Here is a 13,518-nt window from a genome sequence, read left to right on the forward strand (position 1 = left end):
GATTGCCATGCTGCTCAACCTGTTCAATGAAATGCGTGCAGCCAAGGTGCCGGTGTCGGTGCGTGAGCTGCTGGACCTGATCAACGCGCTGAAACAGCGCGTGACCTTCGCCGACATGGACGAGTTCTACTACCTGGCCCGGGCGATCCTGGTGAAGGACGAACGGCATTTCGACAAGTTCGACCGGGCCTTCGGCGCCTACTTCAACGGCCTGGAAAAACTCGACGATCACCTGCAGGCGCTGATCCCCGAAGACTGGCTGCGCAAGGAATTCGAACGCTCGCTGACCGACGAAGAGCGCGCACAGATCCAGTCCCTCGGCGGCCTCGACAAGCTCATCGAAGAATTCAAGAAACGTCTCGAAGAACAGAAAGAACGCCACGCCGGCGGCAACAAGTGGATCGGCACCGGCGGTACCAGCCCCTTCGGCTCTGGCGGCTTCAACCCCGAAGGCATACGCGTGGGGGATGCCGGCAAGCGCCAGGGCAAGGCGGTCAAGGTCTGGGACCAGCGCGAGTACAAGAACCTCGATGATTCGGTGGAACTGGGCACGCGCAACATCAAGATCGCCCTGCGCCGCCTGCGCAAGTTCGCACGCCAGGGTGCGGCGGAAGAGCTCGACATTGACGGCACCATCGACCATACGGCCCGCGATGCCGGGCTGCTGAATATCCAGATGCGCCCGGAGCGGCGCAACACCATCAAGCTGTTGCTGCTGTTCGACATCGGCGGCTCGATGGATGCCCATGTGAAGACTTGCGAAGAGTTGTTCTCGGCGTGCAAGACCGAGTTCAAGCACCTGGAGTATTTCTACTTCCACAATTTCATTTATGAATCGGTGTGGAAGAACAACATGCGCCGGGGCTCGGAACGCACCTCGACCCAGGATTTGCTGCACAAGTACGGTGCCGACTACAAAGTGATCTTTATCGGCGATGCGGCCATGGCGCCGTATGAAATCACCCAGGCCGGCGGCAGCGTCGAGCACTGGAATGAAGAGCCCGGGTATGTGTGGATGCAGCGGTTCATGGAGAAGTACAAGAAGCTGATCTGGATTAATCCGTACCCGAAAGATACCTGGGGCTATACGGCGTCCACCGGGATTGTCCGGGATTTGATCGAGGACCAGATGTTTCCGTTGACGTTGCGCGGGCTTGAGGAAGGGATGCGCTTTTTGTCGAAGTAAGTTGTTTCCCAGACAACCACGATCAAATGTGGGAGCGGGCTTGCTCGCGAAAGCGCAGTGTCAGTCACCGAATATATTGGCTGATACACCGCCTTCGCGAGCAAGCCCGCTCCCACATTTTGTCCTGCGGCGGTCTTTAGTTTCTGGCAAGGTACTGCAAATACTCCACTTGCTGGCGATGCGCCGTCTCCTGCACCACCGGCGCCAACCTCACCTTCTCCCCCGGCAAGCACTGCGCCAGCCGCGCCAACGCCAATGGCGTCAACGCGCCCAATCGTGGGTAGCCGCCAATGGTCTGCCGGTCATTGAGCAACACAATCGGCTGCCCGTCCGGCGGCACCTGGATCGCCCCCAGCGGGATGCCTTCCGAGATCAGCGACGGCCCCTGATACTCCAGCGGCGTACCCAGCAAGCGCATGCCCATGCGGTCGGCACGGCTGTCGAGGGTCCACTCGCTGTTGAACACATCAAACAGACTCTGCCCGCCAAACTGACCGATCTGCGCCCCGAGGATCACCTCCAGTGGCGCCTTGGAATCCAGCTTCGGCAATTGCCCGGCGGACAACACCTGCATCGCACCGCCCACGCCCGAATAGGTCAATTGCGCACCTTCGGCCAGTGACCGGCCAAAGCCATCCAGCCCGCCCAGTTCTTCACGGCCCACCGTGGCGCAGCTGCCCAGCACCTGCGGCGCATCAAACCCGCCCGGCGCTGCCAGGTAAGCCCGCGCACCGCTGAATGGCTGGGTAAAACGCAAGCGCTGGCCCTTTTGCAGAATAAAGCTGCGCCCCGGGCTGATCGCGCGCTCGTCGACATACGCGCCCAAGTCCGCCCCGGCCAGCGCCAGCAGGCAATAGGCCTCGGCCTGCACGGTGAAGCCACCCAAGGTGATTTCCACCACCGGCGCATCCAGGGCATTGCCCAGCAACCAATTGGCCCACGACATCGACACCCAATCCAGCGCGCCGCCCTGGGTCACGCCCAAGTGCCTTACGCCAAAACGTCCAGCGTCCTGCAACAAGCAGAGCGGGGTGCTGGCCTCGATCAACAAGCGGCTCATGCCTGGGCCTCCAACGGTGTGTCATCGCCACCCAGGTTGATGAATTCGCGATGGCTGACCGCTTCGTAACGCACGGTGTCCCCCGGCTGCATCAGACTGTAGCCGTCGCGTTCGCGGTCAAACAACTTGGCCGGTGTGCGGCCGATCAGGTTCCAGCCACCTGGCGAGACCACCGGATAAGCCGCCGTCTGCCGCTCGGCGATGCCCACGCTGCCCGCCGCCACCCGCTTGCGCGGGGTGTTGAGCCGCGGTGTCGCGAGCTGTTCATCCACCAGCCCCATAAAGGCAAACCCCGGGGCGAAGCCCAAGGCGAATACCTGGTACTCATGCTGGCTGTGACGGCGAATCACCTCCTCCACTGCCAGGCCACTGCGCTGCGCCAGCAACGCCAACTCCGGGCCGACACTCAGGTCATACCAGACCGGCAACACATGGCATCGCCCGCTGCCCTTGGGTTCGGGCTGCAATTCCTTGAGCGCCTGGTCGATCAACGCCCGTGCCTGGCCAGGGTCCAGCGCCAGCAGGTCGTAGTGCACCATCAGGGTCGTGTAGGACGGCACCAGGTCCACCAGCGCCGGGCCAAAACCTTCGCGCAAACGGCGGGTGCCGGCGAGCATCCAGGGCATGTTGTCTTCGGCGATCACCTCAAACAGGCGCACCATCAGGCAGTCGATGGCCACCACTTCAATCCGTGGCTTCATGCTGGGGTCAACGCCTCGCGGATGCGCTGCACGGCAGCCACTGAGCTGGCGTTATCGCCATGCACGCACAAGGTATTGGCTTGCAGGTGCAACGGACTGCCATCACTGGCGACCAACTGTTCTCCCCGGGCGATGGTCAAGGCCTGCTGGATGATCTTTTCCGGGTCATGATGCACCGCGCCCGGCAACTGGCGGGAGACCAGATGGCCGGCGCTGTCGTAGGCACGGTCGGCAAAGGCTTCGAACCACAGGGTCACGCCATATTCCTCACCCAGGGCCTGGGCGGCGCTGTTGTCGCGGGTGGCCATCAGCATCAATGGCAGGCTGGCGTCGTAGGCCGCCACGGCCTGGATCACCGCACGCAATTGCGCAGGTTTGGCCATCATGTCGTTGTACATCGCGCCATGGGGTTTGACGTAGCTGACCCGTCCGCCCTGGGCCCGGCAAATACCGTCGAGGGCGCCGACCTGGTAGTGCAACAGGTCCTGGATTTCCTGCGGGGTGTAGGCCATGGAGCGGCGGCCGAAACCCTGCAGGTCCTGGTACGCCGGGTGCGCGCCCACCTGCACGCCATGCTCGAAGGCCAGGCTGACGGTCTTGCGCATGATGCTCGGGTCGCCGGCGTGGAAACCGCAGGCTACGTTGGCGCAATCAATGAACGGCATGACTTCGGCGTCCAGACCCAAGGTCCAGTTGCCAAAGCTTTCGCCGATGTCGCAGTTCAATAGCAGGCGGCTCACGGTAGGGCTCCTGTAGGCTTTATTTTTTTGTAGTGTGGGATCTTTTACCAAGATCTCGCAACGATGTTGTCCCGAGCCCCAACGACGCTTATCGTGAGACAGCTCGATTTTTGGCGGTTGCGGCACGCTGCGTCCAACTAATAAAAAACAATCCATGCATAAGAAAAGTTGATCCCATGAATTTGAAGTTCCTCGAAACCTTCGTCTGGGTGGCCAAGCTCAAGAGCTTTCGCCTCACGGCAGAGAAGCTGTTCACCACCCAGGCCTCGATCTCCAGCCGCATCGCCGTGCTGGAAAGCGAGTTGGGGGTGAAGCTGTTCCTGCGCGATTCCCGAGGTGTGAGCCTGACGCCGGAAGGCTTGAAGGTGCTCGATTATGCCGAGCAGATGATGGCGACCATGCAAGGGCTCAAGCAGTCCCTGGAAACCACCAGCAGCAAGGTCGGGCGTATCCGCATCGGAGTGATGGACACGGTGATCCACACCTGGCTGAGCGCGCTGGTGGCAGAACTGACGGACAACTTTCCGCGGGTAGAAATCGAGTTGGTCGCCGATACCGCGCTGAACCTCAGCGATCAGTTGCAAAAAGGCTTTCTCGACCTGATCCTGCAAACCGACCTGCTGCGCCAGGAAACCTTGCGCAGCCTGGAACTGGCCAGCCACCCCATGGGCTGGATCGTCGCCAGCCACTCGATCTACAACCGCGACTACGCGTCCCTCGCTGAACTGGCCCAGGAGCGCATCATCACCTACTCGAAAAACTCCTGTCCGCACCAGGACGTGCTCAGCCTGATGCAGGCTAACGGCGTATCCGCCCCACGGATGAACTGTGTGAACTCGGTGTCAGCGATCACCCGCCTGCTGCGGGACGGGTTCGGGATTGGTGCGTTCCCGCCCGTATTGGTCAGTGAAGAGCTGGCACGAGGTGAATTGACCATGCTGCCCATGGAACAACGGCCGCCGAACCTGCAGGTGGTGGTGTCGTGGCGAGTGGGCGTGGAGTTGGTGGAGGAGATTGTGGCGCTGTGCCAGAGCGTGGTGCAGCAGTACGCGCAGAAGGTGGGCGAGGACTTGATGGTGTTGAGCAAACCCATGCCACTGAAGGAACCGATTTAAAACTGTGGGAGCGGGCTTGCGCGCGAATGCGGTGTGCCAGCCACCCCATATGTCACTGACGCACCGCATTCGCGAGCAAGCCCGCTCCCACAATTTGACCGCGTCAGCCTTTAAAGCCCCTTGAGGTCCCGCTCTTCAATCGGTCGGCTCTGGCGCAGGCGCTTGCCGCCCAACACCACCCAGTCGATCAGGCGGAACAGGCACTCGATGCCGAACGACAACAACATCGCCCCGCCCAGGCCCCAGCCCATGGCTTCCGGGGTCAGCAACAGCATGTAGCTGTAGCCGTTCCAGGTTTCCTGGCGAATCGCCGGGTCGGCGGCCACCGCCACTTGCAGCGCGCGGATGTACCACGGGCCCTGCATCGCCTGGAACTGCTTATCCAGCGCTGCCTGGCGGTCGAGCAAGGTGCCCAGGCTGTTGGCATCGCTGCGAAACACCGGGTCGTCACTGGCACGGTAATGGGCCACCAGCGCCTGCAAGTCACCGTTGAAGAACTGTTGCGCCGTGGCATCGAAGCCGCGCAAGCCGGTCTGGGCTTCGATCAAGTGGGCTTCGACGCGCTTGGCGTAGTCGCTGATAAACCCCGGCACCTGCACACCGACCAACAGACCCACGGCAAACAACACCAGTCGCAAATAGCTGAGCAACATATTCGACGTCCTTATTCCGTTTTACCTTGGCTGACACATTCGCCGCGTCGCCACAGGCTCCACTGGCCCGGTTCGTAGCGGGTCCAGGTCTCGTTTTCGGTCAGGGGTTCGGTGGCAATTACCGTCACCACGTCATTGGGGGTGGTTTCGGCCTGAAAATCGACGATCACGTCGACATCTTTCAACCGTGCGGGGCCAAATGGCGCACGCCGGGTGATCTGTGCCAGCTTGGTCGAGCAATAGCAGAACAGCCAGTCACCGTCGCTGAGCAGGCAGTTGAACACGCCCTTGCTGCGGTATTCGCTGCAGGCGGCGATCAGGTCCGGCAGCACCTGTTCGATGTCCACCGGTTCCGGGAACGCTTCACGGACTCGGTTGAGCAAATCGCAGAACGCCGCTTCGCTGTCGGTATCGCCCACCGGGCGGTAGAACGTGGCGCGGGGGTTGAAGTCCGCCAGTTGACCGTTATGCGCAAAGCACCAGTTACGGCCCCACAGTTCACGGACGAACGGATGGGTATTGGACAGGCACACCTTGCCCACATTGGCCTGGCGGATATGGCCAATCACCACTTCACTCTTGATGGGATAACGCTGCACCAGCAGCGCGACTTCCGATTCGCTGCTGGCCGCCGGGTCCTGGAACAACCGCAGGCCACGGCCCTCGTAGAAGGCGATGCCCCAACCGTCGCGGTGGGGCCCGGTACGTCCGCCGCGCTGCATCAGCCCGGTGAAGCTGAAGACGATATCGGTCGGTACGTTGGCACTCATGCCCAATAATTCACACATGCCAGGCTTCTCGATACAGGGCGTACAACGTTAAAGGCGCGGTTCGACCCGCATACCGCTGACAGGTGCCGGGCGACCGTAACGCTCATCGGCGAAGGGTTCGTCGTCATCCTCCGGCTCGGCAGCAGCGGCTGCCGCAGCGGCGGCCTTCTGCTCACGACGAACCCTGGCGGCACGCTCGATGGGCCAGCGGATCAGCACGAACACCAGGTACACGCCGAACGCGATCATGCAATACATGAACAGATCGGAAATCGCCCGCCAGGCGTTGTTGCCGACCTTGAGCACCAGGTCCAGGGCGGTGATGGCCACGGCCGGGGCGAACTGGGTCTTCACCGGATCGACGATGGTCGGGCTGAACAGCAGCACCGCCACCAGCAACCGCAGTGGCTCGCGCAGCCAGCGCCACATCCAGCGGGTCATGGCAAACCACACCAACAGGCAACCCAGGGCTGCGAAGGCGTAGAGGCCCCAAGCGATCAGATAGTCGTTCTCGGTCATGGTGTCCATGGCAAGGTAGGCAAACAGGCCGCTATGATAACGGCTTTTCAGTGCCGAGGCTGCAATGCCGTCGGCCAACCGCCAGACAGAGAGTGATCCATGCCCCCATCGACCCACATCACTGCCGCCCCGATCGCCCGCAAGGCCCCAGGCACCGACCCGTATGCCTGGCTGCAAGCGCGTGACAGCGCCGAGGTGCTCGATTACCTCAAGGCGGAAAATGCCTGGCAAGAAGCACAATTGTCCGACCAGCAGGCGCTGCGCGAGACCCTGTTCGAGGAGATCAAGGGCCGCATCCTCGAAACCGACCTGTCCCTGCCCTCGCCCTGGGGCCCGTACCTGTATTACACCCGCACCACCGCCGGCGACGAATACGCCCGCCACTACCGCTGCCCGCGCCCGGCGGACGACAGCCAACAGGTCGACGAAAGCGCGGAAGAGCTGCTGCTGGATCCGAACGTACTGGCCAATGGCGGCTTTTTCTCCCTCGGCGCCTTCAGCATCAGCCCGGACCACCAGCGCCTGGCCTACAGCCTGGATACCAGCGGCGAAGAGATCTACACCCTCTACGTGAAGGAATTGGCCACCGGCAAGGTCAGCGAACTGGAGTTTGAAGACTGCGATGGCAGCATGACCTGGGCCAACGACAGCCTGACCCTGTTCTTCACCGAACTGGACGACACCCATCGCCCGCACAAGCTGTATCGCTATCGCCTGGACGGCACTGCCGCCGAAGAAGTGTTCCACGAGCCTGACGGACGTTTCTTCCTGCACTGCTACCGCTCCAGCTCCGAGCGTCAGTTGCTGCTGGCCCTGGGCAGCAAGACCACCAGCGAGATCTGGGCCCTGGACGCCGAAAAGCCGCAGCAGGCGTTTACCTGCATGGCGCCACGGGTCGAAGGCCATGAATATGACGTCGACCACGGCAAGCTGGACGACCAGTGGACCTGGTTTATCCGCAGCAACCGTGACGGCATCAACTTTGCGCTGTTCCAGGCGGCCGACACCGGCAGTGTGCCGACCCAGGACGACTGGCTGAACCTGATCCCCCACGACGACGCGGTAATGCTCGATGGCGTAAGCCTCAATGCCCGGGCCATGACCCTGAGCCTGCGGATCGGCGGCCTGCCGATCATCGAAGTGCACCCACAGGGGCAAGCCGCTTATCGCGTGGAGTTACCGGACGCGGCCTACAGCCTCTATGTGCAAAACAGCCTGGAATTTGCCAGCGACAAGATCCGTCTGCGCTATGAGGCCCTGAACCGCCCGGCCCAGGTTCGTCAGCTGGAACTGGCCGGCGGCGCACAACAAGTGCTCAAGGAAACCCCGGTGCTGGGCGTGTTCAACGCCGACGACTACGTCAGCCAACGCCTGTGGGCAACGTCGGCCGATGGCACTCAGGTGCCGATCAGTCTTGTCGTCCGACGCGATCAGTTGGGTAAGCCGACGCCCCTGTATCTGTACGGCTACGGCGCCTACGGCCACAGCCTCGACCCGTGGTTCTCCCACGCCCGCCTGAGCCTGCTGGACCGTGGCGTGGCCTTCGCCATTGCCCATGTACGCGGCGGTGGCGAACTGGGTGAGGCCTGGTATCGCGGCGGCAAGCAGGAGCACAAGCAAAACACCTTCAGCGACTTTATCGCCTGCGCCCAACACTTGATCGCCCAGGGCCTGACCACCTCCAAGCAACTGGCCATCAGCGGCGGCAGCGCCGGTGGCCTGTTGATCGGCGCGGTGCTCAATCAACGCCCGGAGCTGTTCCAGGCGGCGATTGCCGAAGTGCCGTTCGTCGATGTGCTCAACACCATGCTCGACCCCGAGTTGCCGCTGACCATCACCGAGTACGACGAATGGGGCAACCCGCAGGAGCCCGAGGTGTATGAGCGGATCAAGGCGTACGCACCGTACGAAAACGTCAGCGCCCAGGCCTATCCGGCCACGCTGGTGATCGCCGGCTACAACGACAGCCGCGTGCAGTATTGGGAAGCGGCGAAGTGGGTGGCCAAGCTGCGCGACACCAGGACCGACGACAACCTGTTGCTGCTCAAGACCGAGCTGGGCGCCGGCCACGGCGGCATGAGTGGTCGTTACCAGGGATTACGTGACGTAGCACTCGAATATGCATTTGTTTTCAAGGCGCTGGGGCTGATTTAAGGAACTCCGCCTGGCGGGCCGGTCTGAACACTTGACCGCCGGGCGTGCCCTGCACGATTTATGGACAAAGACTGTAAGCCTCATGCCAGAACCGACCTTACTCAATAACGAAATCCGCGACATGCTGATGGATTGCGGGCTGTTCGACCCATTGCTGCCGGAAGACTTCCACGTAGCGGCGGGCTATTTCAACATCAGCAGCATCGCCCGCGATGAGGTGATTTTCCTCGAGGGCGACGCGGGCACCTTCATGTGCATCATTCACTCAGGCCAGGTGGCGGTGCAGAAGACCAACCATGCAGGCCAGCGCCTGACGATCGCCACCTTGCGCAGCGGGCGGACCTTTGGCGAGATGGCTGTGCTGGACGGCGAGCGCCGCTCCGCCAGCTGTGTGGCGGCCAGCGATTGCGTGCTGTTGAACCTGGGCAAGGATTCCCTGGAAAAGATGCTCAACGATGCACCGAAAATCGCGGCCAAGATCATTCGTGCGATTGCTATCGCCCTGTCCAGGCGCCTGCGCATGGCGGACGGGCAATTGCTGTCCCAGCAGTTTTAGCCGCCTGGGGTCTTGGGCTTGATGTCGTTTTGCTGCAAGCCGGGGATCGTCTGGTCCTTCGGCGGCGCGGGCAGCACGATCGGCGCCAACAATGGCTCACCGCTGCCGGCCGCCTTTGGCGTTGCCGGTGGCGTGACTTGCGGGTAAGGCGTGGGCGTTGCAGTACCCGGTGAACCCGCCGTGGGCGCGGGGGTAATCGGCACGGTTTGCGACTCCTGAGCCTGGGCCACACCGCCAAGGGCGAGCGCGCTCCACACAATGACCGTTAGAATGCTGCACTTCATCGATGGCTCCATGGCCTGACCGTAAAGTCGTAAGGCTACTCCCAACCGCGCAAGAATGCCCTTCCCAATGAGATTTCCATGAAACGTTTCGTTCTGCTGGACACCACTCCGATCCCCGACAACGGCGGTGCCTTGTGCCTGTTCGAATACGGTGAGGATTTTGTCATCAAGATTCAGGGCGGTGACGGTGGCCAGTTGATGAACACGCGCATGCACGGTTCCGAGGATGCGCTGGCGGAGATTCCGTGCCGCAAAGTCGCCGGTCGGCCCGGCTCCAGGGTGTTGATTGGCGGCCTGGGCATGGGTTTTACCCTGGCGGCAGCGCTCAAGCATTTGGGCAAGACTGCCGAAGTGGTGGTTGCCGAGCTGGTGCCCGGCGTGGTCGAGTGGAATCGTGGCCCTCTGGGGGAAAAGTCCGGCCGCCCGCTGCTGGACCCGCGCACCGTGATCCGTCTGGAAGACGTGGCCAAGGTGCTGCAGGCCGAGCCCCAGGGGTTTGACGCGATCATGCTGGACGTGGACAACGGCCCCGAAGGCCTGACGCAAAAAGCCAACAGCTGGCTGTATTCCGCCGGTGGCCTAAGCGCCTGCGCCAAGGCGCTACGGCCCAAGGGCGTGCTGGCGGTGTGGTCGGCCAGCGCCGACAAGCAGTTCAGCGACAAACTGCGCAAGGCCGGCTTCAAGGCCGAGGAAGTGCAAGTGTTTGCCCATGGCAACAAGGGCACGCGGCATACCATCTGGATTGCCGAGAAACTCAAGGGCTGAAACAGCCGCCTGAATTCACTGCGCGGGTCGTAGGTCAGATCGACCGGCGCAGTCGATTCAAATGCCTCAAGCCTTCCAGCACCAACACCACCACGGCCAGCCAGATCGGCAGGTAGGTCATCCATTGGCCCGGTTTGAGAGCGTCTCCCAGCATCAGCGACACGGCCACCAGCAGCACCGGCTCTGCGTAACTGAGCAAACCGAACAGGCTGAACGGCAACAGCCGGCTGGCCAGGATGTAGGAATAACCCGCCGCCGCGCTGACCAACCCCATGAGTGGCACCAGCCAATAGAGCGCCGGGCGCTGCGCCAGGGTCTCGTTGATGGGCTCACTACCGAGGACGAACCACAGCGCGACCGGAATCATCAGCATCATGTCCAGCCACAGCCCGCCGAGGTTGTCGGTGCCACAACGCCTGCGCACTACGAAATACAGCGGATAACCGACGCACACCACCAGGGTGGTCCAGGAGAACCCGCCCGTGCGATACAGCTCGTTGGCCACGCCCACCGCCGCCAGTGCTGCGGCAATTTTTTGCAGATGGGAAAGGCGTTCGCCGTAAACGATGCGCCCGGTGATGACCATGGTCAGCGGTAACAGGAAATAGCCCAGCGACACATCCAGGCCGTGGCCATTGAGGGGCGCCCACATGAAGATCCACAACTGCACACCCACCAGGGCACTGGTGAGCACGACACAGGGCAGCAACGCGGGTTTCTCCCGCAGACGCTTGTAGATCAACGGCACCCACTTCCAATCCCCGGACAGGCACAGCAGCAACGTCATGAAGGGCAAGGAGATGAGCATTCGCCAGCCAAATATCTGCTGGCCATTCAAGGGTTCAAGAAGGGAGGTAAAGAAATACAGCACACCAAACAGGAAGGAAGCGGAAACCGCCAGAACAACGCCTTTAGACACAACAGCCTCTACAAAAAATTGCATGTATTCAATTGAAGCAGGCCGTTGCATTCACGCAGTGTGAATGTCAGTGAGATGAACATCAGAAGTTTATTAACGGGCACCATAAACTTACAACTTGCACAGGACACCTATCCCGAATCTTCAAGTTATAACAACAGGGTAACGCGTCGATCTTTTATTATTTGCACGACGATCATCAGACACTTCAACCACCCGACTTCGGTTATTGGAAGCAGTACGCTCTGGATGAGCGCTTCTGATTTGAAACGCCACAACGTCAACCACGGGGGTTGATATCGTGAAAGGAAAGCCCGGCTTGCGGGAAACTGACAGTCGCCAGGAAAGACCTGACGTATTGACTACCTGACGCCACCACAGAACACACTAACGGCAGTAGGCCAAGAGGCGCCACATTAAACAAACTGGCAAAGTTAGTCCAACACTTTATCACCCTGAAGCCAATTAAATGCCCCACGGCATTTAAATCGATATTTGCCGGATCTTTACTGTATATTAAGCCGTTATACGCCCGACAGAAACAGCACAAGGCCGCCCCTGCCGGTTCGTCACTTAGTTACTTCTACTGTCGATAACGTAGGGCACTTTCTTCTTGAACGTATCGTTCAGTTCTTTGCGGTCAAGTGACGTGAAGCCGCCCAACTGCCGGGCGCCGAAGCCGCTGTCTCCTACCGGTGCCTCGGGCGCCAGGCTGACCATGCGCTTGGCTACCGCCTCGATTGCCTTTTCATACCCGCCTTGCTTGTTCAGGTTGAACGCGCCGAGGTCAATCTGCGTGCGCAACCATCCTCCCCAGTAAAACTCCAGGAATTCCGGCACCACCTCACCAGAGGTCGGCTTGCCGTAGGACGCCTTGCGGGAGAAGTAAACCAGGCTGCGGAACATATCGTCGCCGAGGTCCTTGAAGCCCAGGTGTGCCGGAATTTGCTCAGGCGTGATGGTCTTGCCCTGGCCGTCCTTGAGCCAGACCTTGCGGCCCTGCTCCATGCGTTTCCAGAAAGTCGCCAGGTCGGGACTGTCGCTGAAGTTATCGGTGACCCGCACCCACATCTTCAGTTTGGCGCCGGCACCTGGCTGCTCCCACAAGGTACTGAACGAGTGGTGGCCGTCAGTGAGGTACAACTGGCCAGCGGGGCCGACCACCACGGTTTTCATGTCCGCCGGGTGGGCGCCTACCGGGTCTTTGCAGGTGAAGCTGCCCGGCTTATGCAGATCGGCATCTTCAGGCACCTTGTCGACACCGCCCTGGCCGTTGGTTTCACAGTATTCGTCGAACACTTTTTTGGGCGACTCGGCAAATACCCCCAGCTTGTAATGAATCTGATCAAAACCGATGACGGCCTGGGTCGGGTGGAGCTGCTCCAGCGCCACATCGATCACCTCGCCTGGCTGGGGCGTGGAAAACGCCTGGACCTGAACACTGACGGCGCACAACAGCAGCGCCCACAACCATGAATGCATCCGCATGAGTACCGCTCCTTATGATTCAGTTCGTCGATACTACAAACAATCCCCCTCACCGGCATGACCGCGCCTGAAAAAGCCGGAGGTTTATTAGCCCGCAAGCAGCTAGAATCAACGCTATCCGTGATCCACTAAAAGACAGGAGCCATGATGAGCTCGACCAACCCGCCCTCCCACACCGCCAAGCTGGATCGCATCCTCGCCGATGCCCAGCGCGACCGGGAAATGGGCTACCGCGACAAAGCCCTGAAGATGTACCCCCACGTATGTGGCCGCTGCGCCCGTGAATTCGCCGGCAAGCGCCTGAGCGAACTGACCGTGCACCACCGCAACCACAACCATGACGACAACCCCCAGGACGGCTCCAACTGGGAGTTGCTGTGCCTGTATTGCCACGACAACGAACACTCGCGTTATACCGACCAGCAGTATTTCGGCGAAGGCTCCACCAGCAGCCCGACGATCGCCAAGGCGACGCACAACCCGTTTGCGGCGTTGGCCGGGTTGATGAAGAAAGACGACTGAAGCGATGTAATGAACGACCTGCTGTGGGAGATGGCTCGCTGTGGAAGGAGGCTCGCAGTGGGAGAAGGCTTGTTGTGGCGAGGGAG

At 61.1% G+C, this 13,518-nt stretch carries 15 protein-coding genes; 6 read left to right on the forward strand and 9 right to left on the reverse strand.

Going from position 1 to position 13,518, the window contains the following annotated elements; all coding sequences use genetic code 11:
• Positions 1-7: 7 nt before the first annotated feature.
• Positions 8-1,186: a VWA domain-containing protein gene (locus HX873_RS14920; protein WP_003210689.1), complete on the forward strand. Its 1,179-nt coding sequence runs from the start codon at positions 8-10 to the stop codon at positions 1,184-1,186.
• A 136-nt stretch (positions 1,187-1,322) separates the two neighbouring features.
• On the opposite strand, the gene HX873_RS14925 is transcribed toward HX873_RS14920, so the two are convergent.
• The 3 genes from HX873_RS14925 to HX873_RS14935 are packed head-to-tail and all read right to left on the reverse strand — an operon-like array spanning position 1,323 to position 3,687.
• Positions 1,323-2,246: a biotin-dependent carboxyltransferase family protein gene (locus HX873_RS14925; RefSeq protein ID WP_003210688.1), complete on the reverse strand. Its 924-nt coding sequence runs from the start codon at positions 2,244-2,246 to the stop codon at positions 1,323-1,325.
• Positions 2,243-2,947, reverse strand: coding sequence for a 5-oxoprolinase subunit PxpB (gene pxpB, locus HX873_RS14930; RefSeq protein ID WP_177122849.1), 705 nt, complete (start codon positions 2,945-2,947; stop codon positions 2,243-2,245). The genes HX873_RS14925 and pxpB overlap by 4 nt, the downstream gene beginning before the upstream one ends.
• On the reverse strand, positions 2,944-3,687 hold the full coding sequence (locus tag HX873_RS14935) for a 5-oxoprolinase subunit PxpA (RefSeq protein ID WP_177122850.1): 744 nt from the start codon (positions 3,685-3,687) through the stop codon (positions 2,944-2,946). The genes pxpB and HX873_RS14935 overlap by 4 nt, the downstream gene beginning before the upstream one ends.
• A gap of 176 nt (positions 3,688-3,863) precedes the next feature.
• On the opposite strand from HX873_RS14935, the gene HX873_RS14940 reads away from it, so the two are divergent.
• Positions 3,864-4,802, forward strand: coding sequence for a LysR family transcriptional regulator (locus HX873_RS14940; protein ID WP_008437943.1), 939 nt, complete (start codon positions 3,864-3,866; stop codon positions 4,800-4,802).
• A 110-nt stretch (positions 4,803-4,912) separates the two neighbouring features.
• Here HX873_RS14940 and HX873_RS14945 read toward each other — a convergent pair whose 3' ends face one another.
• The 3 genes from HX873_RS14945 to HX873_RS14955 are packed head-to-tail and all read right to left on the reverse strand — an operon-like array spanning position 4,913 to position 6,822.
• Positions 4,913-5,455 (reverse strand): DUF2937 family protein, encoded by a 543-nt coding sequence (locus HX873_RS14945; RefSeq protein ID WP_177040339.1) that lies wholly within the window; start codon positions 5,453-5,455, stop codon positions 4,913-4,915.
• Positions 5,456-5,466: 11 nt separating this feature from the next.
• Positions 5,467-6,243: a class II glutamine amidotransferase gene (locus tag HX873_RS14950; protein ID WP_003210683.1), complete on the reverse strand. Its 777-nt coding sequence runs from the start codon at positions 6,241-6,243 to the stop codon at positions 5,467-5,469.
• 30 nt (positions 6,244-6,273) lie between these two features.
• Positions 6,274-6,822, reverse strand: a complete 549-nt coding sequence (locus HX873_RS14955; RefSeq protein ID WP_003210682.1) for a hypothetical protein — start codon at positions 6,820-6,822, stop codon at positions 6,274-6,276.
• 21 nt (positions 6,823-6,843) lie between these two features.
• On the opposite strand from HX873_RS14955, the gene HX873_RS14960 reads away from it, so the two are divergent.
• Together HX873_RS14960 and HX873_RS14965 are read left to right on the forward strand one after the other, a co-directional pair.
• Positions 6,844-8,898 (forward strand): S9 family peptidase, encoded by a 2,055-nt coding sequence (locus HX873_RS14960; protein WP_134325909.1) that lies wholly within the window; start codon positions 6,844-6,846, stop codon positions 8,896-8,898.
• Between the two features lie 82 nt (positions 8,899-8,980).
• Entirely contained in the window at positions 8,981-9,454 is a 474-nt protein-coding gene (locus HX873_RS14965; protein ID WP_003210680.1) for a cyclic nucleotide-binding domain-containing protein, read from the forward strand.
• Here the strand turns inward: HX873_RS14965 and HX873_RS14970 are convergent.
• Positions 9,451-9,738 carry a hypothetical protein gene (locus HX873_RS14970; RefSeq protein ID WP_003210679.1) on the reverse strand — a complete coding sequence of 96 codons (288 nt, stop codon included), beginning with the start codon at positions 9,736-9,738 and terminating at the stop codon, positions 9,451-9,453. The two genes, HX873_RS14965 and HX873_RS14970, sit on opposite strands and share 4 nt — an antisense overlap.
• Before the next feature lie 78 nt (positions 9,739-9,816).
• Here HX873_RS14970 and HX873_RS14975 point away from each other — a divergent pair, with 78 nt between their 5' ends.
• On the forward strand, positions 9,817-10,503 hold the full coding sequence (locus HX873_RS14975; protein WP_003210678.1) for a spermidine synthase: 687 nt from the start codon (positions 9,817-9,819) through the stop codon (positions 10,501-10,503).
• A gap of 34 nt (positions 10,504-10,537) precedes the next feature.
• Here HX873_RS14975 and rarD read toward each other — a convergent pair whose 3' ends face one another.
• Positions 10,538-11,422, reverse strand: coding sequence for an EamA family transporter RarD (rarD, locus tag HX873_RS14980; protein ID WP_032899734.1), 885 nt, complete (start codon positions 11,420-11,422; stop codon positions 10,538-10,540).
• Between the two features lie 573 nt (positions 11,423-11,995).
• Complete coding sequence (locus tag HX873_RS14985) at positions 11,996-12,910, reverse strand: ParB/Srx family N-terminal domain-containing protein (RefSeq protein WP_177122851.1); 915 nt, start codon at positions 12,908-12,910, stop codon at positions 11,996-11,998.
• Between the two features lie 147 nt (positions 12,911-13,057).
• Here HX873_RS14985 and HX873_RS14990 point away from each other — a divergent pair, with 147 nt between their 5' ends.
• Positions 13,058-13,432, forward strand: a complete 375-nt coding sequence (locus HX873_RS14990) for a YajD family HNH nuclease (RefSeq protein WP_003210675.1) — start codon at positions 13,058-13,060, stop codon at positions 13,430-13,432.
• The last annotated feature ends 86 nt before the right edge of the window (positions 13,433-13,518 follow it).

The sequence above is a fragment of the Pseudomonas sp. P7758 genome, assembly GCF_013386485.1.
Lineage (GTDB): Bacteria > Pseudomonadota > Gammaproteobacteria > Pseudomonadales > Pseudomonadaceae > Aquipseudomonas.

What these genes read in the sequence shown, in the direction of transcription:
- HX873_RS14990 (WP_003210675.1), top strand. Translation starts at nt 13,058, where the DNA reads ATGAGCTCGACCAACCCGCCCTCCCACACCGCCAAGCTGGATCGCATC.
- HX873_RS14960 (WP_134325909.1), top strand. Translation starts at nt 6,844, where the DNA reads ATGCCCCCATCGACCCACATCACTGCCGCCCCGATCGCCCGCAAGGCC.
- HX873_RS14950 (WP_003210683.1), bottom strand. Translation starts at nt 6,243, where the DNA reads ATGTGTGAATTATTGGGCATGAGTGCCAACGTACCGACCGATATCGTC.
- HX873_RS14985 (WP_177122851.1), bottom strand. Translation starts at nt 12,910, where the DNA reads ATGCGGATGCATTCATGGTTGTGGGCGCTGCTGTTGTGCGCCGTCAGT.
- pxpB (WP_177122849.1), bottom strand. Translation starts at nt 2,947, where the DNA reads ATGAAGCCACGGATTGAAGTGGTGGCCATCGACTGCCTGATGGTGCGC.
- HX873_RS14925 (WP_003210688.1), bottom strand. Translation starts at nt 2,246, where the DNA reads ATGAGCCGCTTGTTGATCGAGGCCAGCACCCCGCTCTGCTTGTTGCAG.
- HX873_RS14970 (WP_003210679.1), bottom strand. Translation starts at nt 9,738, where the DNA reads ATGAAGTGCAGCATTCTAACGGTCATTGTGTGGAGCGCGCTCGCCCTT.
- HX873_RS14920 (WP_003210689.1), top strand. Translation starts at nt 8, where the DNA reads ATGCTGCTCAACCTGTTCAATGAAATGCGTGCAGCCAAGGTGCCGGTG.
- HX873_RS14945 (WP_177040339.1), bottom strand. Translation starts at nt 5,455, where the DNA reads ATGTTGCTCAGCTATTTGCGACTGGTGTTGTTTGCCGTGGGTCTGTTG.
- HX873_RS14975 (WP_003210678.1), top strand. Translation starts at nt 9,817, where the DNA reads ATGAAACGTTTCGTTCTGCTGGACACCACTCCGATCCCCGACAACGGC.
- HX873_RS14940 (WP_008437943.1), top strand. Translation starts at nt 3,864, where the DNA reads ATGAATTTGAAGTTCCTCGAAACCTTCGTCTGGGTGGCCAAGCTCAAG.
- HX873_RS14965 (WP_003210680.1), top strand. Translation starts at nt 8,981, where the DNA reads ATGCCAGAACCGACCTTACTCAATAACGAAATCCGCGACATGCTGATG.